Here is a 21,830-nt window from a genome sequence, read left to right as displayed (position 1 = left end):
ATGGCCATGAAACTCTTCTCCTCTTCTTCCTGGCAGCGACGCATGGCGTCGTTCGTCGCGCTGATGCTGCTGGTCGTGGCTGCCCCGGCCAGCGCCGAGCGCATCAAGGACCTGGCCCAGGTCGGCGGCGTACGCGGCAATGCGCTGGTGGGTTATGGCCTGGTGGTCGGCCTGGATGGCAGCGGCGACCGCACCAGCCAGGCACCCTTCACCGTGCAGAGCCTGAAGAACCTGCTCGGCGAACTGGGCGTCAACGTGCCGCCGAACGTCAACCCGCAGCTGAAGAACGTGGCCGCCGTGGCGATCCACGCCGAACTGCCGCCGTTCGCCAAGCCGGGCCAGCCGATCGACATCACCGTGTCCTCGATCGGCAACGCGGTCTCGCTGCGCGGCGGTTCGCTGCTGATGGCGCCGCTGCGCGGTGCTGACGGCCAGATCTATGCCATCGCACAGGGCAACCTGATCGTCGGCGGCTTTGGTGCGCAGGGCAAAGACGGTTCCCGTGTCTCGGTGAACGTGCCCAGCGTCGGCCGCATTCCCAACGGTGCCACCGTTGAACGCGCCCTGCCCGACCCGCTGGCCAACGGCGGCGACATCACCCTGAACCTGCACAACAACGACTTCACCACGGTCTCGCGCATGGTTGCCGCGCTCAACAACGCCTTCGGCGAAGGTGCGGCGCGTGCGGTCGATGGCGTGACCGTGGCGGTCACCGCGCCGACCGACCCAGGCGCGCGCATCGGCCTGCTGGCACGCATCGAGAACCTGGAACTCACCCCCGGCAGCGCCCCGGCCAAGGTGGTGGTCAATTCGCGTACCGGCACCGTGGTCATCGGCCAGCAGGTGCGCGTGGGACCGGCGGCGATCTCGCATGGTTCGCTGACCGTGACGATCCAGGAAAACACCAACGTCAGCCAGCCCAATGCGCTGTCCGGCGGCCGCACCGTGGCCAGCCCGCAGTCGACCATCACCGCCACCAACGACGGCAGCCGCATGTTCAAGTTCAGCGGCGGCACCACCCTGGACGAGATCGTGCACGCGGTGAACGCCGTGGGCGCGGCACCGGGCGATCTCATCGCGATCCTGGAAGCCCTGAAGCAGGCCGGCGCACTGAGTGCCGAGCTCGAGGTGATCTGATATGCGTATCACTCCCGCATTCGATCTGCACCCGGCGCAACAGAACGATCCGGCCAAGATCGACAAGGTCGCGCGCCAGCTGGAAGGCCAGTTCGCGCAGATGCTGGTCAAGAGCATGCGTGACGCCAGCTTCGGCGATTCGCTGTTCCCCGGCGAAAACAAGATGTTCCGCGAGATGTACGACCAGAAGATTGCCGAGGCGATGACCCGCGGCAAGGGCCTGGACCTGTCGGGCATGATCAGCCGGCAGCTGTCCGGCCAGGCCGCCGACGGCCCGGCGCTGGATACCCGCGTGGACCCGGCCAAGGCCAGTCGTGCCTACCAGCTCAATGCACCGGCCAAGCCGGCACCGTCGCTGCCGCTGGAAGACGGCAGCCAGGCCGTGCGCCTGCTGCAGCAGATGGCCGCCGGTGCACAGCACGGTGCGCAGGCGGCGGTCGCACCGATGGAACAGGCCCTGGACCTGATCGCCGGCCGCGAGAGCAGCAGCATGCATCGCTCGCTGGGCACCGACGATCCGTACATCGGCAGCCTGCAGGGCGAGGACTGGGCCGCCAACAGCGACCAGTGGTCGGCCACCGCCAGCAACCGCGGCACCGCCATCAGCCCGGCCGATGCGATGGCCACCCGTACCGCCGTCGCCCAGCTGGGCGAACACACCCCGGAAGGCTTCGTCGCCAGCATCTGGCAGCACGCGCAGAGTGCGGCCAAGGAACTGGGAGTCGATGCCCGCGCCCTGGTCGCCCAAGCGGCGCTGGAAACCGGCTGGGGCAAGCGCCACATCAAGCACGCCGACGGCAGCACTTCGCACAACCTGTTCGGCATCAAGGCCAATGGCTGGAACGGCCAGCGCGCCGTAGCCGGCACCCATGAATATGTCGATGGCGTGCGCCGCAACGAGACCGCCAGCTTCCGTGCCTACAGTTCGCCGGCCGAAAGCTTCGCCGACTACGTGCGCCTGCTGAAGACCAGCCCGCGTTACCAGCAGGCCCTGCAGGCCGGCACCGACGTTCAGGGCTTCGCCCGCGGCCTGCAACGCGCCGGCTACGCCACCGATCCGCGCTATGCGGCCAAGATCGCCGCGATCGCCGGCGGACCGACCATCGAGCGCGCCGTCAGCGCCGTCGCCGATGCCGGCTCGCGCCTTGGCCAGACCTTCGCCAGCACCGCAACCGCGGCGCTGGGTATCACTCGTCGTTGAGGAACCCCATGTCCAGCGTACTTTCCACCGGTACTGGTGCCCTGCTCGCCTTCCAGCGTGCGTTGGCGACCACCAGCCACAACGTCGCCAACATCAACACCCCTGGCTACAGCCGGCAGAAGGTCGACTTCGCCACGTCTGATCCGCAGAACTACGGCTTTGGGGACGTTGGCAGCGGCACCCGCATCACCGATATCCGCCGTGCTGCCGACCAGCTGGCCATCTCGCGCCTGCTCGACAGCAGCGGCGAGCTGGCACGCCTGAAGCAGCTTTCGGGCATGGCCGACCGGGTGAATGCCCTGTTCTCGGACCCGGCCACGAATGTCGCCGGCTCCTGGTCCAACTTCTTCGACGCCGTCAGTGGCCTTTCGTCCAACGCGGCCGGCACGGCCGACCGGCAGAGCCTGCTCGATGGCGGCAAGGCCCTGGCGAGCCGCTTCGTGCAGCTCAACACGCAGATGAACAACCTGAGCAGCGAGGTCAACAACGGGCTCATTGCCGGCGCCACGGAAGTCAATCGCCTGGCGCAGGAGATTGCGCAGATCAACGGCGCCATTGGCAGCAACGTGGCCAACGCGGCGCCGGACCTGCTCGACCGTCGCGACCAGCTGATCTCGCAGCTGATCGGTTACACCGGTGGCACTGCCGTCGTCCAGGATGGCGGCGTGATGAACGTCTATACCGCAGGCGGCAATGCGCTGGTGGTGGGCACGACCGCGTCCAAGGTCACTACGGTGACCGATCCATACCAGCCCGAACGCCTGCAACTGGCGCTGGAAACCCAGGGCAACACGATCACGCTCGATCCCAAGGCAGTGGGCGGAAAGATCGGCGGCATGCTCGAGTTCCGCGATACCGTGCTGACACCGGCCCAGGCCGAACTGGGCAAGCTCGCCGTCGGCCTGGCCGAGAGCTTCAACCAGGCGCACCACCAGGGCGTGGACATGTACGGCAAGATGGGCGGCGACTTCTTCACCATCGGCAACCCACGCGTCACGCCCAACGCGAGCAATACCGGTACCGGCAGCCTCACTGCGACCTATGGTGACCTGTCCAAGCTGGAGGCACAGAACATCGTCCTCAAGTTCGACGGCACCCAGTGGCAGGCCACCCGCGCCGACACTGGCGCCACCGTTGCGTTGACCGGTACCGGCACGACCGCCGATCCGCTGGTGATCAATGGCGTCAAGCTGGTGGTCGGCGGCACCCCGGCCACCAACGACCGTTTCCTCCTGCAGCCGACCGCGGGCGTCGCCGGAAGCCTGGAAACCGCCATCACCGATCCCTCCCGCATCGCCGCAGCGGCAGCGGTCAAGGGTACGGCTGCACTGGCCAACACCGGCACCGGGAAGCTGACCGGCGTCACCGTCAACGATGTATCCAATCCGAACCTGCGCGATCCTGCCGCAATCGTGTTCACGTCGGCGACCACCTACACCATCAACGGTGGGCCGCCGCAGACCTACACACCGGGCCAGACCATCAGCGCCAATGGCTGGAGCTTCGTGCTGGACGGTGCACCGAAGGTCGGCGACACCTTCAATATCAGCCCTACTCCGGCAGGCTCGTCGGACAACAGCAACGCGGCAAAGCTGGCCAAGGTCGAGGACGCCAAGGCCTTCAACGGCGGCACCGTCACCCTCAACGGTGCGCTGGGGGGGTTGACCACGCAGGTCGGCGCGGCGGCACGTTCTGCCGAGTACTCGCTGGACGCGCAGCAGGTCATCACGGACAAGGCGCAGGCAGCCCGCGACGAGATCTCCGGCGTCAACCTGGATGAGGAAGCAGCCGACATGCTGCGGTTGCAGCAGGCCTATCAGGCCGCCTCACAGCTGATCTCCACCGCCGACAACATGTTCCAGACCATCCTGGGAGCCGTCCGTCGATGAGCAGCCGAATTTCCACCGGGATGATGTTCAACCAGTCCGTGTCGCTGATGCTCGCCAAGCAGTCGAAAATCAGCCACCTCGAGCAGCAGATCGCGACTGGCAGCAAGATCACCTCCGCCAAGGACGACCCGGTCGCTGCAGGTACGGCTGTTGGCCTGGACCGTGTCGTGGCCGGGCTCGAGCAGCTCGGCAAGAACGCCAACAGCGTGCAGAACCGCCTGGGCCTGCAGGAAAACGCCTTGGCTCAGGTCAATGAGCTCATGTCGCGCGCCGTGGAGTTGAGTATCCAGGCCAACAGTCCGGTGCCCAAGGCCAGTGACCTCAAGGCCATCGTCAGCGAGCTGAAGACCATCCAGGAAAGCCTGCTGTCGCTGGCCAATTCCAGGGATGGCAGCGGACGCTACCTGTTCGGTGGCAGCAACGACGCTGACGCCCCGTTCCAGCGAAGCGGCGGCACCGTGACCTACAGCGGTGACCAGAACCAGCGGCAGGTGGAGGTGGCACCGGGCCAACTGGTCTCCGACGCCCTGCCCGGCAGCGAGATCTTCATGCGCATCCCCACCGGCGATGGCCGTGTGGATGCCAGCGCGGCCGCCGGCAACACCGGCAGTGGCCTGTTGACCTCGGTCAGCCGTGACGGCAGCGGCAGCTGGGCCGGCGGCACGCTCAATGTCCGCTTCACCGGCACTGCCGAAGGTGCCTATGAGGTGGTTGATGGCACCGGCACGGTGGTCGGCAGCGGAACCCACAAGCCCGGCGAAGACATTGTCGTTGGCGGCGTGCGCATGCGCATCGAGGGCAAGCCAGCCGCCGGTGATCAGTTCAACGTCAGCGACGCGGGTAGCCGCGACATCTTCTCCACCCTGGACAAACTGGTCGCCGCACTGGAAACCGACCCGTCCACCGAAAGCCAGCGCACGGCGCTGCAGAACACGCTGCAGTCCAGCATCCGCGACCTCAACAGGGCCTCGGAAACGATGATCGACGCCCGCGCCAAGGGCGGCGCCCAGCTGGCCGCCATCGATACCGCGGCCAGCGCCCGCGAAGCCACAGCCGTCACCGTCAAGAGCACCCTCTCGACGATGCGCGACCTCGATTACGCCGATGCCATCGGCCAATACAAGCTGGAGACCGCCGCCCTTCAAGCCGCCCAGACGATCTTCAGCCAGATGCAGGCGATGTCCCTGTTCAACAAGATCCGCTAGTCCCTTTCCTCGTTCCATCCGTCTTCCAGCACGGCGCGTCCCGCGCCTTCCACACCGAAACAACCGAGCAACCACGGAGAAGCACCATGGCACAGATCATCAACACCAACACCATGTCGCTGAACGCTCAGCGCAACCTGTCCACCAGCAGCAGCTCGCTGGCCACCTCGATCCAGCGCCTGTCCTCGGGCATGCGTATCAACAGTGCCAAGGACGACGCCGCCGGTCTGGCGATCTCCGAGCGGTTCACCACCCAGATCCGTGGCATCAACCAGGCCGCGCGCAACGCCAACGACGGCATCTCGCTGGCGCAGACCGCTGAAGGCGCACTGGGCGAAGTCGGCAACAATCTGCAGCGCATCCGCGAACTGGCCGTTCAGGCCCGCAGCGCGACCAACTCGGCCTCGGACCGCCAGGCGCTGAACGCCGAAGTGCAGCTGCTGAAGCAGGAAATCCAGCGCGTTGCGGAGCAGACCAACTTCAATGGCACCAGCCTGCTGGACGGCAGCTTCACCAACCAGGCCTTCCAGATCGGCGCCGACCAGGGCCAGACCATCAACATCTCGCAGATCACCAATGCGAATGTGCACATGCTGGGCAGCTGGACCAGTGCGTCAACTGATGGCTCGCTGACCGGTGCCGTGCCGAATACCGGCAACGTCGCCTCTACGGGAGCATTTGGCGCATTTACCCCGACAACCAGCACTGCAGCCTTCACCATTGACGTGGGCGGCATCAATATCGTCAACGTCGCCGACGCGTCTGGTGTGACGGAAACGAATCTTCAGGCCGCGATCGATGGCAAAGCAGCGGCGCTCACGGCAGCTGGTATTTCCGTCTCAGGCGATGTCGCCACCGGCGACCTTACGTTCACCAAGTCCGATGGACAGACCCTCCAGGTGAACATGAGCACCGCTGCGGCGGCAACCTTCGGCAACAGCGACAAGGTCAAGGGTCCGCATACCGCTGGCGGGTACAGCCCGACCAGCTTCCAGCTTTCAGGCTCCAAGGGTTCGGTAACCATCGATCTGGATCCGGCAAAGAACGCAAGTGATCGTGCCACTCAGATGGTCAACGCGGTGAACGCAAAGACCCACGCCACCGGCGTGAGCGCGGCACTGGTGGATGGCAAGCTGCAACTGACCGACAAGGAAGGCAATGTCACTGTAGGCTTGGCCGGTACCACGGACGCGCCTGCACTTCTGAAGGAAACTGGCCTCGCCCCTGGCAGCTCCACGACCTACGCTGCCGGCAAGGCAACCGTTGGATTCGCTGATCTGGATATTTCGTCACAGGCCAACGCCGACAACGCCATCCTTGCGATGGATGCCGCGCTGCAGTCCGTCAATTCGGCGCGTGCCGACCTCGGTGCAATCCAGAACCGCTTCACCTCGACCATCGCCAATCTGAACACCAATTCGGAAAACCTGTCTGCTGCGCGCAGCCGCATCCGTGACGTTGACTACGCACAGGAAACCGCCGAGCTGACCCGTGGCCAGATCCTGCAGCAGGCTGGCACGGCCATGCTGGCCCAGGCCAACCAGGTACCGCAGAACGTACTGCGCCTGCTGCAGTCGTAATACCTGCACCACTCGAGCTGGAGCCGGGCCCCGCCATGCAGATGGCGGGGCCTTTTCGTTTGACCAGAGAAAAAAGGATCGAAACTCCGCTAAAGGCCGGAGGGGTAGTGCCGTTATTGATTTCAGCAGCGGTAGCACACCCCTTGGGGGGAAGCCAGCCACTGCCCCCCGAAACCGGTCAGGCTGCTCTGCCGGACACACTGCCTACAAGGAAACCGCACCATGGCACAAGTCATCAACACCAACACCATGTCGCTGAACGCCCAGCGCAACCTGGGCACCAGCGGCGCCAACCTGGCCACCACCATTCAGCGCCTGTCCTCGGGCATGCGCATCAACAGCGCCAAGGACGATGCCGCCGGCCTGGCGATCTCCGAGCGCTTCACCACCCAGATCCGCGGCGCCAACCAGGCCGCCCGCAACGCCAACGACGGCATCTCGCTGGCCCAGACCGCCGAAGGCGCACTGGGTGAGATCGGCAACAACCTGCAGCGCGTCCGCGAGCTGGCCGTGCAGTCGCGCAGCGCCACCAACTCTGATTCCGACCGTCAGGCCCTGAACGCCGAAGTACAGCTCCTGAAGCAGGAAATCCAGCGCGTCGCCGAACAGACCAACTTCAACGGCACCAACCTGCTGGACGGCACTTTCACCAGCCAGGCCTTCCAGATCGGCGCCAACCAGGGCCAGACGATCAACATCTCGCAGGTCGCCAACGCCAACATCAGCAAGCTGGGCAACTGGACCAGCGCTTCGACCAGCGCCAGCATCTCAGGCGAACTGCCGACACTGACCAAATCCGCCAACTCGGGTGTTTCGGGAGCCTTCGCAACCGCAACCGCTGGTGCCGCTGGTGAAAAATTCACTCTGAAGGTGGATGGCATCACCATCGTAGACACGACGGCGACGGCTACCGGCGACAAAGTTGAAGCGGCCGCTATCGACGCAGGACTCGCCAACACGGCCACCGCGAATGCACTCGCGACTGCAGGCATCAAAGTATCCGGTAGCGCGACCGCCGGCACCTTGGCCTTCACAAAGGCTGATGGCAGTGATCTCGACATCACCTTGACGAACGACATGGCCACGCTTGGTGGCTTCGCAAATGCCGGATTTGTTGCCAGTCACGAGGCCTCTCTTGCCGGAGCGAAGTTCGGTGCAATTGACGCTGGCCAGCTGAAGATCAATGGCGTCGACATCAAGGTGGACGAAGCCAAGACCGCCAGCGACCGTGCAACTGCGCTTGCGAATGCTGTCAATGCGCAAACCCACAAGACCGGCGTATCGGCCTCACTGATCGAAGGCAAGCTGCAGCTGACCTCGAAAGACAAGGACTTCAGCATCGAGAGCTCGCTGAATGCAGCAGACCTCAAGGCAGCAACGGGCCTGGCTACCGCGAACACCGCCTCCAGCACGGGCGCGAACATCCAGAAGTACGACGGCGGTACCGCTGTCGAAGGCTTTGCAGGTCTGGATATCTCCTCGGTCAAGGGTGCCGACGACGCCATCCTGGCGATGGACGCAGCCCTGAACTCGATCAACTCCGCCCGCGCCGACCTAGGTGCGATCCAGAACCGCTTCACCTCGGTGGTTGCGAACCTGAACACCTCGTCGGAAAACATGTCGGCTGCCCGCAGCCGCATCCGCGACGTGGACTACGCTTCGGAAACCGCCGAGCTGACCCGCAACCAGATCCTGCAGCAGGCCGGTACCGCCATGCTGGCCCAGGCCAACCAGTCCAGCCAGAACGTGCTGAGCCTGCTGCGCTGATCCAGCGGTAGTACAAGGCAACAACGGGAAGGGGGCGCAAGCCCCCTTCATCGTGCCCGGTGGCGGATTGGCATGGGCCTTGCAGAAGGCTGGAGAGCGTTTCCACGCTCAAGCTCGCCCCTCCCAGGCCGATAGCAGGTGCAGGACACCCGCCCGGCCCGTCCAAGATAAAGGATTCCCCTCATGGCCATCGGCACGATTGGTTCCGGCCTCGACATTCCCAGCCTGGTTGCACAGCTGACCGCCAAGGAACGCGAGCCCCGGGAAAAGCAGATCAACTCGGCGGGTGTTGCCGCCAGCGCCAAGCTTTCGGCGCTTGGCACCATCAAAAGCGGAATGACAGGTCTGCAGAGCACGCTGAAGACCCTGGTCAAGGGTGTGGCCACCCCCGGCCTGAAAGTCAGCACGCCGACCGAGTCGAACTTCACTGCGACCCTGGACACCAGCACGACCGCCGGCAAGGCTGCTGCGGGCAGCCACCAGGTGGAAGTCAAATCCCTGGCACAGAACCAGAAGCTCAGCTCCAAGGCGTATACAAAGGACGCCGTGGTTGGCGACGGAACGCTGACGATCGCATACGGCGACAAGTCCATCAGCGTGAACATCGAACCCGGCGCGACGATGGAGAAGATCGCAGCCGAGATCAATTCCGCCGCCGAGAGCAAGGGCGTCACCGCGGCCGTGGTAACCGCAGACGATGGCATGCACCTGGTATTGACCGCCGTTGATTCCGGCAGCAAGGGCGCGTTGAAGGTCAGCGCCAGTGGCGGCAATGGCGGACTCTCCGAGCTGGCCTATGACGGCACGTCCGCATCGAAGATGACCGAGATGGTGCCCGCCAAGGATGCGGTGGTGGTGGTGGATGGTTTCACCCGCACCAGCAGCTCCAACACGATCACCGACCTGGTACCCGGTATCAGCCTCACCCTGACCAAGGCGAAGGAAGGCGAGACGCAGACGCTGACCGTCACTCCGGACAACAGCACGCTGAAGACCAATCTCACGGCCTTCATCACCGCCTACAACGGCATCCAGACCACGTTGAAGAATTCCAGCGCTTACAACGCTGAGACGCGCACGGCCTCGACCATGACCGGCGACGCCATGGTCCGTGGCCTGCAGCAGCAGCTGCGCGCCCAGCTGAGTGCGAACGTCAACGACCTCAAGGATCTGGGCATCACCATTGCCGCCGACGGCAGCATGAGCCTTGATGGCGCCAAGCTCGACACCGCGCTGGCGAAGAACCCGGAGGCCGCCACCAAGCTGTTCGGTGCAGAGGGCGCGCTGGGCAAGCCGATGACCGAACTGCTGAAGAGCAGCCTGGACGCGACCACCGGCACGATCACCCAGCGTACGGCGACCTTGAACAAGCAGATCAAGGCACTGGAAAAGCAGCTGGACGAGCTGGACAAGAACATGGAAAAGGTGGCTGACCGCTACACCAAGCAGTTCACCGCGATGGAAAAGATGGTCACGCAGATGCAGTCGGCCGGCGGCTCGCTCATCCAGCAGCTCGGCAACTGATTTCCAGGCATTTTTCCGGCGCAGTCGGTACTCAAGTAGAGCCCCGGCTGCGCCGATAACCCGTTAGACCCGTGCCGAACCCCTCAACCCACGCGGATGGGCAGGCATTCCAGGAGACTTCCCCTATGTACGGTTCCAATCGGCAGTTTGCCGAGCAGTACCGAAAAGTCGGCGTGACCACCTCGGTCGTCGATGCCGATCCACACAAGTTGGTAGCGCTGCTGCTGGCCGGTGCCTGCGAGCGCATCCGCACCGCTGAAGCCTCTTTGCAGCAGAATGACCAGGCGCGCAAGGGCAAGGCCATCGGCGAAGCCTGCGCCATCGTCGGCCACCTCAACGGCTCGCTCGATCACGAAGCCGGTGGCGAGATTGCCGGCAATCTGTCGGCACTGTACGACTTCGTCATCATGCGCCTGACCGAGGGCAACCTGCACAACGATCCGACCGCACTGAAGGAAGCCCTGGGCTTGATGGTGGAGATCGACTCGGCCTGGAACGCGATTCCGGCAGACCAGCGCCAGGTCACCAAAGCGGTGGCGCCATGAACCTTCAGACTATGCACGACGCCCTTGATACGCTGGAAACCAGCCTCGAGGGCGAGGACCACGACACCAGCGAACGCCTGATGGCCGAACACCTGGAAGCCGTGGCTGCCCTGTCGCTGATTGTCGAGCGCCCCAGTGATGCCGCCATCCTCGCGTTGCGTGACCACCAGCAACGCGTACTGGCGCGCATGATCTCCCTCCGCGATGAAGCCGCAGCTCACCTGAAGCACACCGGCCGCTCCCTTCGCGCGGCGCATGCCTACCTGCAGGCAGAATCACTCGCATGACCCAACTGCCGACCACGTCGCTGCACCACCCCGCCGAAAGCGAGCTGTTCGACGAAACGCTCAGCTGCGAGCTGGCCTTGCCGGCCGAGTTCCAGGCAGGCAGCGCCGCCGGTCGCACCAGCAGTGCCGAAGGCCTGCTGCGCAGCCTGGCCTTGGTCGAGGACAGCCGCGTTGACGAGCACGACGACCGCAATGAGTCCAGCCTGCAGCTGCAGCGGCTGGAAGCCAAGCTGGATCTGGCAATGGTGCTGCTCGGCCGTCTGGTACGCCAGCAGGGCCAGGAACTGACGCTGCGCCCCGTGCGCTGGTCACGCCGCGGCATCCGCCTGCAGCTGGGGCCGCGCAGCGGCGCCAGCCCCGGCCAGGCCGGCCTGGTGCGCCTGCAGCCCAGCGACTGGCTGCCTGACCATATCGACCTGCCCGTGGAAGTGATCGCCGAAGCGGCGGACGGTGGCGGTGGTCATTACCTGTGGCTGCGTTTCCAGCGTCTTGGCGATGGCCTGGAGATGGCAATGGAGCGGCATCTGTTCCGCCTGCATCGCCGCCAGGTGGCCGAAGCACGCCGCGCCCGCTGAAACCTGCCACCATGACGCCGGATGGACAGCCCTTGGCGCGCCCGTTCAGCTAAGTTAAGGTGGACTCCCCTCACGGACCTCCAACGTGCCTGTGCGAGTTCTCATCGTCGACGATCACACCCTGGTCCGCGCCGGCCTGGCGCGGCTGCTGCAGGGGTTTGCCGACGTGCAGCTCGTCGCCGAGGCCAGCAATGCCGAGCAGGCACTGCAGCTGGCCCTGCAGCACGCCCCGGACGTGATCCTGATGGACCTGTCACTGCCCGGCCGCACCGGCCTGGAAGCCCTCAGCGACATCCGCCTGCGCGCCCCCGGCACGCGGGTGGTGATGATGACCATGCACGACGACGCCGCACACGTGCGCGATGCACTCGATCGCGGTGCGGTCGGGTTCCTGGTCAAGGATGCCGCACCGCAGGAGCTTGAACTGGCGCTGCGTGCCGCGCACGCCGGCCAGGTGTTCCTGAGCCCGCAGATCTCCGCCAAGATGCTGGCACCGATGCTCGGTCGCGAGAAACCCACCGGCATCGCCGCACTGTCGCCGCGTCAGCGCGAGATCCTGCGCCGCATCGGCAAGGGCGAAAGCAACAAGGAAATCGCCGCCGACCTCGGCATCAGCGTCAAGACAGTGGAAACCCACCGCGCACGCATGATGGAGTCGCTGGGCTGTCGCCGCGCCAACGATCTGCTGCTGCTGGCCGCGCGCCACCAGCACGAGCTGGAGTGATCCTCCGCGAAGGAGGTCAGATCCGCACTGACGACGAATTCCCGTCACCCCGACACGCCCCGACAGGAATCCGTACACGGCGCAGCCCGCTTAACCCGGCACCCACACCGGGAATCAGCAACTTAGCGGCGATCATCGTCAACATTCCGCGACAATGTAGGGAATACCCCTACACCCTGTCAGGACATTCACGAAGCCCCTCAGGAACCCCCTGATTCCGCCTCCGCCGGATCAAAAGCAAGATGCGTTCCACAAGGCGCCGGGGAGCGGTGCCGGGGAACCACGATGAAGGCTGCACTCTCGGCCCAGCTGGGCCAACAACTTCACCTCACCCCGCAGTTGCTGCAGTCGATCCGGCTGCTGCAGCTCGATGGCCTGCACCTGGAACAGGAAATCCAGCGCCTGCTGGACTCCAACCCGCTGCTGGAGATCGAAGAGGCTGAAGCACCCACCGCAGAAGCCACCGAGGCCGGCGCCACCACGCTGGAAACCGCTGCGTTCGACGAGCTGCCCGAGTCGTCGATGTGGGACGTGGCCGGCGCCAGCTGGCAGGACGGCGACGACGACCGCATGGCGCGCATCGCCGCCGGCGAATCGAGCGACCCGCAGCTGCGCGTGCTGCAGCGCCTGTCGCTGGACATGGATGACCGCGAGCTGGCCGTGGCCGCCTTCTGGCTGGACCATTGCGATGAGGCAGGCTACCTGCAGGCACCGCTGGACCAGCTGCAGCTGCTGGCCAGCGCCCAGTTCGACATCGCCGCCGACGGCGTGGAAGCCATCCGTCAGCAGCTGCTGCATGGCGAGCCGGCCGGCATGGCCGCACAGGACCTGCGCGAAGGCCTGCAGGCCCAGCTGCGCAGCCTGCACGGCGTAGTCCCCGCCCGCCACCTGGCCGCCCGCATCCTCGATGGCGCGCTCGAGGCGCTGGCCGCCCACGACTACCCCGCCCTCGCCCGCCTGCACGACGCCGAGATCGACGACGTGCGCGAGGCGGTGCGCCTGATCCTCTCGCTGCAGCCGCGCCCGGGTGACAGTCTGCTGCCCGAACGCAATGCCGTGGTGGTGCCGGACGTGGTCGCCTGGCACGCCGACGACCAGTGGAAGGTGGCGCTGAACCCGGCGACCAGCCGCCGCGTCTCGATCAACAGCCAGTACGAACAGGCCCTGGCCGAGACCAGCGAGGCCGCACCGGCACTGCGCGAAATGCTGCAGGAAGCGCGCTGGTTCAGCCGCGGCCTGTCGATGCGCTACGACACCCTGCTGCGCACCGCGCGGGTGATCGTCGAGCGCCAGGCCGCGTTCCTGGTGCGTGGCGAGGAGGCCATGGCGCCGCTGACCCTGAAGGAAGTGGCCGAGGAAATCGGCATGCACGAGTCCACCGTCTCGCGCATCACCACCGGCAAGTTCCTGCAGACCCCGCGCGGCACCTTCGAACTGAAGCACTTCTTCGCCGTGCGCCTGGAAGGCGCCAGCGTCTCCGGCCAGGCCGTGAAGGCCATGGTCCGCCGCCTGATCGACGCCGAACCGGCCGGCCGGCCGCTGGCCGACGAGGCCATCGCCGGCCTGCTGTCGCGCCAGGGGGTGAACATTGCCCGCCGAACCGTCGCAAAGTACCGAGAACAACTGGACATCGCCCCGGCCCGTGAACGGCGCCGGCTTGGCGCCAGGCAACCGCAGCTGGCCCGGGTGGGCTGAAAAGGATGTTGGACATGAACAAGCTCACGGTCCTGCTGGTCGATGACCACGAGGGCTTCATCAACGCGGCGATGCGCCATTTCCGCAAGATCGACTGGCTGCAGATCGTCGGCAGCGCCGGCAACGGCCTGGAAGCGATCGAACGCTCGGAAACGCTGCGCCCGCAGGTGGTGCTGATGGACCTGGCGATGCCCGAAATGGGCGGCCTGCAGGCCACCCGCCTGATCAAGTCGCAGGACGATGCACCGTACATCGTGATCGCCAGCCACTTCGACGACGCCGAGCACCGCGAACACGCGCTGCGTGCCGGCGCCGACAATTTTGTCAGCAAGCTGTCCTACATCCAGGAAGTCATGCCGATCCTGGAAGGCCTCAGGGAGGATCGATCGTGAGCGAATCGCGCATCCTGGTGCTGGACAACGACGCCGTGCGCGCAGAGCGCACCGTTGCCCTGCTGGAATTCATGGATTTCAACCCGCGCTGGGTTTCCGACGCGGCCGACTTCGACCTGGGTCGCCAGCGCCAGAACGACTGGATGGCCGTGATCGTCGGCAGCCTGGACGACACCGCTGCCAGCACCGCGCTGTACAACTGGCTGGGCGGCAGCAGCCTGCCGCCGCCGGTGCTGCTGGCCGACGGTGATGCCGCAGCCTTTGCCCATCAGCACGGCCTGCACGAAGCCAACATCTGGCCGCTGGAAACGCCGCTGCGCCATGCGCAGATGGAAGCCCTGCTGCGCCGCGCCAGCCTCAAGCGCCTGGACGCCGAGCACCAGGCCGGCGCCGCCCAGGACCAGGGCCCGACCGGCAACGGTCCGGCGGTTACCGAGCTTCGCACCATGATCGAACAGGTGGCCGCATTCGACACCACCGTGCTGGTGCTGGGCGAATCCGGTACCGGCAAGGAAGTGGTGTCGCGCGCGATCCACCAGCGCTCGCCGCGCCGTGATGGCCCGTTCGTGGCGATCAACTGCGGCGCCATTCCGGCCGACCTGCTGGAAAGCGAACTGTTCGGCCACGAGAAGGGTGCCTTCACTGGCGCACTGACCGCGCGCAAGGGTCGTTTCGAAATGGCCGAAGGCGGTACCCTGCTGCTGGACGAAATCGGCGACATGAGCCTGCCGATGCAGGTGAAGCTGCTGCGTGTGCTGCAGGAGCGCAGCTTCGAGCGCGTCGGCGGCAACCAGACCATCCGCTGCAACGTGCGTGTCGTGGCCGCGACCCACCGCGACCTGGAAACCCGTATTGCCGAAGGCAAGTTCCGCGAGGATCTGTTCTACCGCCTCAACGTGTTCCCGATCGACGTGCCCGCCCTGCGCGAGCGTCGCGAAGACCTGCCGGCACTGGTCGAAACCATTGCCGCGCAACTGGCCCGTACCGGCCGTGGCGAAGTGCGCTTCACTCCGGAAGCCCTGCAGGCCCTGGCCAGCTACGAGTGGCCGGGCAACGTGCGTGAGCTGACCAACCTGGTCGAGCGCCTGGCGGTGCTGCATCCGGGCGGTTCGGTGCGCGTGCAGGACCTGCCGGCCCGCTACCGTGGCGACGCTGCACTGGCAGCGGTGGCCGCACCGGCACCGGTACAGCCGACGGCGAGCGAAGAACGCCTGGACCTGCGCAGCTTCTCGTTCCACACCCCGGGCGGCGGCAGCCAACCGGCACTGGAGCACGGCATTGCCGTCAATCGCGCCGCAGCACCAGCGGCGCTGCCCGATGAAGGCATGGACCTGCGCAACCATATGGCCAACATCGAACTGGGCCTGATCAACGAAGCACTGGAACGCACCCAGGGCGTGGTCGCCCACGCCGCCCAGCTGCTCGGCCTGCGCCGCACCACCCTGGTGGAAAAGCTGCGCAAGTACGGCATCGAACGCGAGCAGGCCGAACTGGCCGGCTGAAGCTCGCGACCAGCATGAAGGGGGCACGAACGCCTGGGCTTGCCCGGGCGTTGGTGTTTCTGGCACCGCTGCACGACGTCAGTAGATCCACGCCATGCGTGGATAGAGACCGTGGCCGCGCGCTGACAACGCCGCGCATCTGCACGAATTCCTACAGACAACGTTGCCGCGTTCCGGAGGATGGAGTGGGACTTCCCAACGAGGCTCCACCATGCATCGCCTTACCCTGCTCGCCGCCCTGCTCTGCCCCGGCATTGCCACCGCCACCGGCTGCACCCCGCCCGCCACGCTCGACCAGCGCCAGAATTCCGGCCGATGGACCCTGCAGCCCCAGGCCAGAAAACCGACGCCGGTTAAATGGCGCCACGACCGGAGTCAGAGCCCGTTGCGTTGCAACGGGATCCGACCCCGTGCCGACCAACGGTCGGCACCCACCATCATCAGAAGCACCATCAGAAGCAGGTTCCAACAGATCGCGGCCACCTGTCGAAGGCGGGGTGGGTCCGGTTGCGGGGGCGTGAGCGCCATGGATGGCGCGACCGAGCCTCCATGGACGGATTTACGGCGTCCCCCGTAACCGGACCCACCCCGCCACCCCACGGATAGCCCGATTTTGACGTTGATGTTGACGTGGCGTCGGCGGGTGCAGGGCGCAGCCCTGCCAGCACCCCCAACCCTCACTTCACTGAATCGAAAACCGGTTTCGGCACGGCACTTGCACTGGCTACAGCAGACAACCCCATCCCTGTTTCTGGAACCGTTGCAGATGTCCCACTCCGTCACTTCGATCCTTTCGCAGATCCGCTCCTATCAGACCCAGATGGGACAGCCGGCGCTCAACCCGCTGGGCGAAACGCCGCGCAGCAACGCCCTGCCGGGCACGGTGCTGGATGCACCGCAGGCCCAGCCGGCCAGCTTCACCGAAACCCTGCGTGGTGCGATTGCCGGCGTCAACGATGCGCAACAGAAATCCGGCGCCCTCGCCAAGGCCTTCGAAATGGGCGACCCCAGCGCCGACCTCGCCAAGGTGATGGTCGCCTCGCAGCAGTCCCAGATCGCCTTCCGCGCCACCGTGGAAGTCCGCAACCGTCTCGTCCAGGCTTACCAGGACGTGATGAACATGCCGCTGTAAGGAATAGAGACGCATGGCACTGACGCTCTCCAAGGACAGCCTGAACGCCGAAAAGGCCGGGCAATGGTTCGACCGCCTGCAGAGCCTGCAGATCACCCGTCGGCTGGGCCTGATGGCGATGATCGCGGTGGCGGTGGCGGCAGGCCTGTCCGTGTTCTTCTGGTCGCAGAAGCCGGGCATGGTCCCGCTGTACACCGGCCTGGACCAGAAGGCCACCGCTGAAGCGACCGACCTGCTGCGTGCCGCGCAGATCCCGTTCGCCCTCGACCCGGCCACCGGTGGCATCACCGTGCCGGAAAAGAACCTGCACGACGCCCGCCTGAAGCTGGCCGGTTCCGGCCTGACCGACAGTGGCAAGCTCGGCTTCGAGCTGATGGAACGCGACCCGGGATTCGGCGTCAGCCAGTTCGTGGAAAGCGCGCGCTACCAGCACGCGCTGGAAACCGAACTGTCGCGCACCATCAACACGCTGCGCCCGGTGCGCGATTCGCGCGTGCACCTGGCCATTCCCAAGCCCAGCGCCTTCACCCGCCAGCGCGACGTAGCCAGTGCCTCGGTCACCCTGGAACTGCGTGGTGGCCAGCAGCTGGAACGCAGCCAGGTGGATGCCATCGTGCACATGGTTGCGGCCAGCATCCCGGATCTCGCGCCGGAGCGGGTGACCGTGGTCGACCAGAGCGGGCGCATGCTCAGCATCACCGACCCGAACAGCGAAGCGGCGGTCAACGCTGCCCAGTTCGAGCAGGTGCGCCGCCAGGAAACCTCGTTCAACCAGCGCATCCGCGAGCTGCTGGAACCGATGACCGGCCCTGGCCGCGTCAACCCGGAAGTGAGCGTGGACATGGATTTCTCGGTGACCGAGGAGGCCCGTGAGCTCTACAACGGTGAACCGCAGAAGCTGCGCAGCGAGCAGATGAGCGAGAACACCACCAGCACCCCGGGCCCGCAGGGCGTGCCGGGCGCGACCAGCAACAGCCCGCCGGGCCAGCAGGCCGCACCGGCAACCGCACAGACTCCGACCGAAAGCAGCAAGAACGCGACCCGCAACTACGAGCTGGACCGCACCCTGCAGCACACCCGCCAGCCGGCCGGCCGCATCAAGCGCGTCTCGGTGGCGGTGCTGGTGGACAACGTCCCGCGCGCCGGTGCCAACGGCAAGATGAGCCCGCAGCCGCTGTCGGCCGCCGAACTGACCCGCGTCGAGGCGCTGGTCAAGCAGGCCGTCGGCTTCAACGCCGAGCGTGGCGACACCGTGTCGGTGATGAATGCCCCGTTCGTGCGTGACACCACGCCGGTCGAAGGCCCGGCATGGTGGGAGCTGCCGTGGGTGCACGACGCCGGTCGCATGCTGCTGGGTGCCGTGGTGGTGCTGGCATTGCTGTTCGGTGTGCTGCGCCCTGCACTGCGCGCGATCACCGGCCAGAACAAGAAGAACGACGAACAGGCATTGGAGCCGCATACCGCGGACGTGCAGCTGGTCGATGACGATGGCATGCCGCTGCCGGCGCTGGGCGCCGACCGGGCCAGCCTGGGCGGGCCGGATGCGCTGGCCCTGCCGGTGGATTCATATGAGGAACGACTGCGGATGGCGCGTGAAGCCGTGAAGACCGACTCCAAGCGCGTGGCCCAGGTGGTCAAGGGTTGGGTGGCCAATGACTGAGGCACCACTGACCGGCGTGCAGCGCGCCGCCGTACTGTTGCTTTCGCTGGGTGAGCTGGATGCGGCCGAAGTGCTGCGCCACATGGAACCCAAGGAAGTGCAGAAAATCGGCATCGCCATGGCCACCATGACCGACATCACCCGCGAGCAGGTGGAACGGGTGATGGACCAGTTCGGCCAGGAGCTCGGCTCGAAGACCTCGCTGGGCGTTGGCTCGGACGACTACATCCGCAACATGCTGGTGCAGGCGCTGGGCAGCGAGAAGGCCGGCAACCTGATCGACCGCATCCTGCTCGGCCGCAACACCACCGGCCTGGACGCACTGAAGTGGATGGACCCGCGCGCGGTGGCCGACCTGGTGCGCAACGAGCACCCGCAGATCATCGCCATCGTGATGGCGCACCTGGAAACCGACCAGGCCGCCGACGCGCTGAAGCTGCTGCCCGACCGCACGCGCGTGGACGTGCTGCTGCGCATCGCCACCCTCGATGGCATTCCGCCGAACGCGCTCAATGAGCTCAACGAGATCATGGAGCGCCAGTTCGCCGGCAACCAGAACCTGAAGTCGTCCAACATCGGCGGCGTGCAGTGCGCGGCCAATATCCTGAACTTCATGGACAGCGGCCAGGACCAGGCGATCCTGGGCGAGATCGCCCGTATCGACGCGCCGTTGAGCAACCGCATCCAGGACCTGATGTTCGTGTTCGACGACCTGGTCGACCTCGACGATCGCGAGATGCAGCTGGTGCTGCGCGAAGTGAGCGGCGAGCGCCTGGGCCTGGCACTGCGCGGTGCCGACATCAAGGTGCGCGACAAGATCACCCGCAACATGTCGCAGCGCGCGGCCGAAATCCTGCTGGAAGACATGGAAGCCCGCGGCCCGGTGCGCCTGTCCGACGTGGAAGGCGCGCAGCGCGAGATCCTGGCCATCGTCAAGCGCATGGCCGATGAAGGCACCGTCACCATCGGTGGCAGCGCGGAGGCCATGCTGTGAGCAACGTCGTGCGCTGGCTTGCCCCGGACCTGCTGGCCCAGCCCGAACCGGTGCTGGATCAGGCGGATGCGTTCGAACTCACCGAGCCGGACCCGGAACACGAGCCGGAGCCGCCGCTGCAGCTGCCGACCCTGGAGGAAATCCAGGCCATCCAGGACAGCGCCGAGAAGGAAGGTTTCCAGCACGGCCATGCCGAAGGCTATGGCCAGGGCCAGGCCGAAGTGCGTCGCCTCGCTGCGCAGATCGAAGGCATCCTCGACAACTTCAGCCGACCACTGGTGCGGCTGGAGAACGAAGTGGTCGGCGCACTGGGTGAGCTGGCGGTGCGCATCGCCGGTGCGCTGGTCGGCCGCGCCTATGAAGCCGACCCGGCACTGCTGGCACAGCTGGTCGGTGAGGCCATCGACGCGGTGGGTGGCAGCACCCGGGAAGTGGAAGTGCGACTGCACCCGGACGACATCGCCGCCCTCGCCCCGCTGTTGAACCTGCCGCCACAACAGCGCCTGGTGCCAGACACCAGCCTCAGCCGCGGCGATCTTCGCGTGCACGCCGAAGCCGTGCGCATCGACGGCACCCTGGAAGCCCGCCTGCGCGGCGCGCTGGACGCGGTGATCCGCCAGACCGGAGCCAATGCATGAACCCCGATCAGCAGCCGACGCCGCCACCGGCCGACTGGGCCATGGCCCGCAACCTGCGCCTGGCCCGTCGCCTCGATGGCCTGCGTGTGGATACCGCCCATGGCCGCGGCCTGATCCGCGAAGGCGTACTGCGTCGCGCGGTCGGCCTGACCCTGGAAGCGGTCGGCTGCGAGGCGCCGCTCGGCGCCAGCTGCAAGGTGGAAGTGGTCGATGGTGGCTGGGTCGATGCCGAAGTGGTCGGCTTCGCCGGCGAGCGCACCTACCTGATGCCCAGCGCCGAACTGCACGGCCTTCTGCCCAATGCCCGGGTGGTGCCGTCCGCGCGCCGTGGCGGCGTGGAAGTGGGCGAAGGCCTGCTCGGCCGCGTCATCGACAGCGATGGCGTGCCGCTGGATGGCAAGGGCCCGATCCGCGCCGAAGGCCACGTCGGCATGGCCGGCGTGTCGATCAATCCGTTGGCGCGTGAACCGATCACCCAGCCGCTGGACGTGGGCGTGCGCGCGATCAACGCGCTGCTGCCGATCGGCCGCGGCCAGCGCGTCGGCCTGTTCGCCGGTTCCGGCGTCGGCAAGTCGACGCTGCTGGGCATGATGACCCGCTATACCGCCGCGGACGTGATCGTGGTCGGCCTGATCGGTGAACGTGGCCGCGAAGTACGCGACTTCGTCGAGACCACGCTGGGCGAGGAAGGGCTGCGCCGCGCCGTGGTGGTGGCCAGTCCCGCCGACCGGCCGCCGCTGGCGCGCCTACATGGTGCCTATCGCGCTACCGCCATCGCCGAATGGTTCCGCGACCAGGGCCTGAACGTGCTGCTGCTGATGGACTCGCTGACCCGCTTCGCCCAGGCCCAGCGCGAGATCGGCCTGTCGGTGGGCGAACCGCCGACCACCCGCGGCTATCCGCCGTCGGTGTTCGCCAAGCTGCCGGCGCTGGTCGAGCGTGCCGGCAATGGTGCCAAGGGCCGTGGCTCGATCACTGCGTTCTACACGGTGCTGACCGAAGGCGACGATCCGCAGGATCCAATCGCCGATGCAGCGCGCGCGATCCTCGACGGCCACATCCTGCTGTCGCGGCGCGTGGCCGACAGTGGCCTGTACCCGGCCATCGACGTTGAATCGTCGGTCAGCCGCGTGGTCACGGAAATCGCCGACGAGCCGTGGCGCCTGCGCATCCGCAAGCTGAAGCGGCTGGTCTCGGCCTATTCGGCCAACCGCGACCTGATCGCCATCGGTGCCTACCAGCGCGGCAACGACGCGGCCACCGACGAAGCCCTGGAACGCTGGCCGGAAATCATGGAGTTCCTCGGCCAGGACGTCGCCAAGGCCGCAGATCTCCCGCACAGCCAGGCGGCACTGCAGCGCCTGGTGGAACAAGAGAGTTAAG

The 21,830-nt window shown here is 66.3% G+C and carries 19 protein-coding genes; all 19 read left to right on the top strand.

Translation table 11 applies throughout. The features are described from left to right. Positions 1-1,137: a flagellar basal body P-ring protein FlgI gene (locus ACZK3J_RS10575; protein WP_049421917.1), complete on the top strand. Its 1,137-nt coding sequence runs from the start codon at positions 1-3 to the stop codon at positions 1,135-1,137. A 1-nt stretch (position 1,138) separates the two neighbouring features. After that, on the top strand, positions 1,139-2,338 hold the full coding sequence (gene flgJ, locus ACZK3J_RS10570; protein ID WP_478476891.1) for a flagellar assembly peptidoglycan hydrolase FlgJ: 1,200 nt from the start codon (positions 1,139-1,141) through the stop codon (positions 2,336-2,338). Between the two features lie 8 nt (positions 2,339-2,346). Then, a complete protein-coding gene (flgK, locus tag ACZK3J_RS10565) occupies positions 2,347-4,227 on the top strand; it encodes a flagellar hook-associated protein FlgK (RefSeq protein ID WP_414576458.1) in 1,881 nt (626 codons plus the stop codon). Then, positions 4,224-5,432, top strand: coding sequence for a flagellar hook-associated protein FlgL (gene flgL, locus ACZK3J_RS10560; RefSeq protein WP_049398114.1), 1,209 nt, complete (start codon positions 4,224-4,226; stop codon positions 5,430-5,432). The genes flgK and flgL overlap by 4 nt, the downstream gene beginning before the upstream one ends. An 86-nt stretch (positions 5,433-5,518) precedes the next feature. Further along, the gene (locus ACZK3J_RS10555; protein ID WP_197612176.1) at positions 5,519-7,012 is read left to right on the top strand and encodes a flagellin N-terminal helical domain-containing protein; all 1,494 of its coding nucleotides are present in this window, start codon (positions 5,519-5,521) and stop codon (positions 7,010-7,012) included. Positions 7,013-7,234: 222 nt separating this feature from the next. Continuing rightward, positions 7,235-8,779: a flagellin gene (locus tag ACZK3J_RS10550; protein WP_459003285.1), complete on the top strand. Its 1,545-nt coding sequence runs from the start codon at positions 7,235-7,237 to the stop codon at positions 8,777-8,779. Between the two features lie 183 nt (positions 8,780-8,962). Continuing rightward, on the top strand, positions 8,963-10,303 hold the full coding sequence (fliD, locus tag ACZK3J_RS10545) for a flagellar filament capping protein FliD (RefSeq protein WP_478476889.1): 1,341 nt from the start codon (positions 8,963-8,965) through the stop codon (positions 10,301-10,303). Positions 10,304-10,428: 125 nt separating this feature from the next. Then, positions 10,429-10,848, top strand: coding sequence for a flagellar export chaperone FliS (gene fliS / locus ACZK3J_RS10540; protein WP_049398118.1), 420 nt, complete (start codon positions 10,429-10,431; stop codon positions 10,846-10,848). Further along, a complete protein-coding gene (locus ACZK3J_RS10535) occupies positions 10,845-11,135 on the top strand; it encodes a hypothetical protein (protein ID WP_134950603.1) in 291 nt (96 codons plus the stop codon). The genes fliS and ACZK3J_RS10535 overlap by 4 nt, the downstream gene beginning before the upstream one ends. After that, complete coding sequence (locus ACZK3J_RS10530; RefSeq protein ID WP_010485910.1) at positions 11,132-11,710, top strand: PilZ domain-containing protein; 579 nt, start codon at positions 11,132-11,134, stop codon at positions 11,708-11,710. The genes ACZK3J_RS10535 and ACZK3J_RS10530 overlap by 4 nt, the downstream gene beginning before the upstream one ends. Positions 11,711-11,801: 91 nt before the next feature. Continuing rightward, positions 11,802-12,434, top strand: coding sequence for a response regulator (locus ACZK3J_RS10525; RefSeq protein WP_032970105.1), 633 nt, complete (start codon positions 11,802-11,804; stop codon positions 12,432-12,434). A 285-nt stretch (positions 12,435-12,719) separates the two neighbouring features. Further along, positions 12,720-14,129, top strand: a complete 1,410-nt coding sequence (rpoN, locus tag ACZK3J_RS10520) for an RNA polymerase factor sigma-54 (RefSeq protein ID WP_414576450.1) — start codon at positions 12,720-12,722, stop codon at positions 14,127-14,129. A gap of 14 nt (positions 14,130-14,143) precedes the next feature. Continuing rightward, a complete protein-coding gene (locus tag ACZK3J_RS10515) occupies positions 14,144-14,521 on the top strand; it encodes a response regulator (RefSeq protein WP_010485922.1) in 378 nt (125 codons plus the stop codon). Next, entirely contained in the window at positions 14,518-16,023 is a 1,506-nt protein-coding gene (locus ACZK3J_RS10510) for a sigma-54 dependent transcriptional regulator (protein ID WP_478476886.1), read from the top strand. The genes ACZK3J_RS10515 and ACZK3J_RS10510 overlap by 4 nt, the downstream gene beginning before the upstream one ends. A gap of 766 nt (positions 16,024-16,789) precedes the next feature. After that, complete coding sequence (gene fliE, locus ACZK3J_RS10505) at positions 16,790-17,155, top strand: flagellar hook-basal body complex protein FliE (RefSeq protein WP_005409552.1); 366 nt, start codon at positions 16,790-16,792, stop codon at positions 17,153-17,155. A gap of 13 nt (positions 17,156-17,168) precedes the next feature. Beyond that, complete coding sequence (fliF, locus tag ACZK3J_RS10500) at positions 17,169-18,815, top strand: flagellar basal-body MS-ring/collar protein FliF (RefSeq protein WP_125432504.1); 1,647 nt, start codon at positions 17,169-17,171, stop codon at positions 18,813-18,815. 7 nt (positions 18,816-18,822) lie between these two features. Then, a complete protein-coding gene (gene fliG, locus ACZK3J_RS10495) occupies positions 18,823-19,809 on the top strand; it encodes a flagellar motor switch protein FliG (RefSeq protein ID WP_024958226.1) in 987 nt (328 codons plus the stop codon). After that, complete coding sequence (locus ACZK3J_RS10490; protein ID WP_049421898.1) at positions 19,806-20,447, top strand: FliH/SctL family protein; 642 nt, start codon at positions 19,806-19,808, stop codon at positions 20,445-20,447. The genes fliG and ACZK3J_RS10490 overlap by 4 nt, the downstream gene beginning before the upstream one ends. Further along, positions 20,444-21,829, top strand: coding sequence for a FliI/YscN family ATPase (locus ACZK3J_RS10485; protein WP_032129207.1), 1,386 nt, complete (start codon positions 20,444-20,446; stop codon positions 21,827-21,829). Before ACZK3J_RS10490 ends, ACZK3J_RS10485 begins: the two co-directional genes overlap by 4 nt. The last annotated feature ends 1 nt before the right edge of the window (position 21,830 follow it).

Source organism: Stenotrophomonas sp. 86428_Sma, from assembly GCF_056481585.1.
Note: the sequence above shows the minus strand (reverse complement) of the source record. Positions and strands in the feature narration are given on the sequence as shown.

What these genes read in the sequence shown, in the direction of transcription:
- ACZK3J_RS10575 (WP_049421917.1), top strand. Translation starts at nt 1, where the DNA reads ATGGCCATGAAACTCTTCTCCTCTTCTTCCTGGCAGCGACGCATGGCG.
- flgJ (WP_478476891.1), top strand. Translation starts at nt 1,139, where the DNA reads ATGCGTATCACTCCCGCATTCGATCTGCACCCGGCGCAACAGAACGAT.
- flgK (WP_414576458.1), top strand. Translation starts at nt 2,347, where the DNA reads ATGTCCAGCGTACTTTCCACCGGTACTGGTGCCCTGCTCGCCTTCCAG.
- flgL (WP_049398114.1), top strand. Translation starts at nt 4,224, where the DNA reads ATGAGCAGCCGAATTTCCACCGGGATGATGTTCAACCAGTCCGTGTCG.
- ACZK3J_RS10555 (WP_197612176.1), top strand. Translation starts at nt 5,519, where the DNA reads ATGGCACAGATCATCAACACCAACACCATGTCGCTGAACGCTCAGCGC.
- ACZK3J_RS10550 (WP_459003285.1), top strand. Translation starts at nt 7,235, where the DNA reads ATGGCACAAGTCATCAACACCAACACCATGTCGCTGAACGCCCAGCGC.
- fliD (WP_478476889.1), top strand. Translation starts at nt 8,963, where the DNA reads ATGGCCATCGGCACGATTGGTTCCGGCCTCGACATTCCCAGCCTGGTT.
- fliS (WP_049398118.1), top strand. Translation starts at nt 10,429, where the DNA reads ATGTACGGTTCCAATCGGCAGTTTGCCGAGCAGTACCGAAAAGTCGGC.
- ACZK3J_RS10535 (WP_134950603.1), top strand. Translation starts at nt 10,845, where the DNA reads ATGAACCTTCAGACTATGCACGACGCCCTTGATACGCTGGAAACCAGC.
- ACZK3J_RS10530 (WP_010485910.1), top strand. Translation starts at nt 11,132, where the DNA reads ATGACCCAACTGCCGACCACGTCGCTGCACCACCCCGCCGAAAGCGAG.
- rpoN (WP_414576450.1), top strand. Translation starts at nt 12,720, where the DNA reads ATGAAGGCTGCACTCTCGGCCCAGCTGGGCCAACAACTTCACCTCACC.
- ACZK3J_RS10515 (WP_010485922.1), top strand. Translation starts at nt 14,144, where the DNA reads ATGAACAAGCTCACGGTCCTGCTGGTCGATGACCACGAGGGCTTCATC.
- fliE (WP_005409552.1), top strand. Translation starts at nt 16,790, where the DNA reads ATGTCCCACTCCGTCACTTCGATCCTTTCGCAGATCCGCTCCTATCAG.
- fliF (WP_125432504.1), top strand. Translation starts at nt 17,169, where the DNA reads ATGGCACTGACGCTCTCCAAGGACAGCCTGAACGCCGAAAAGGCCGGG.
- ACZK3J_RS10485 (WP_032129207.1), top strand. Translation starts at nt 20,444, where the DNA reads ATGAACCCCGATCAGCAGCCGACGCCGCCACCGGCCGACTGGGCCATG.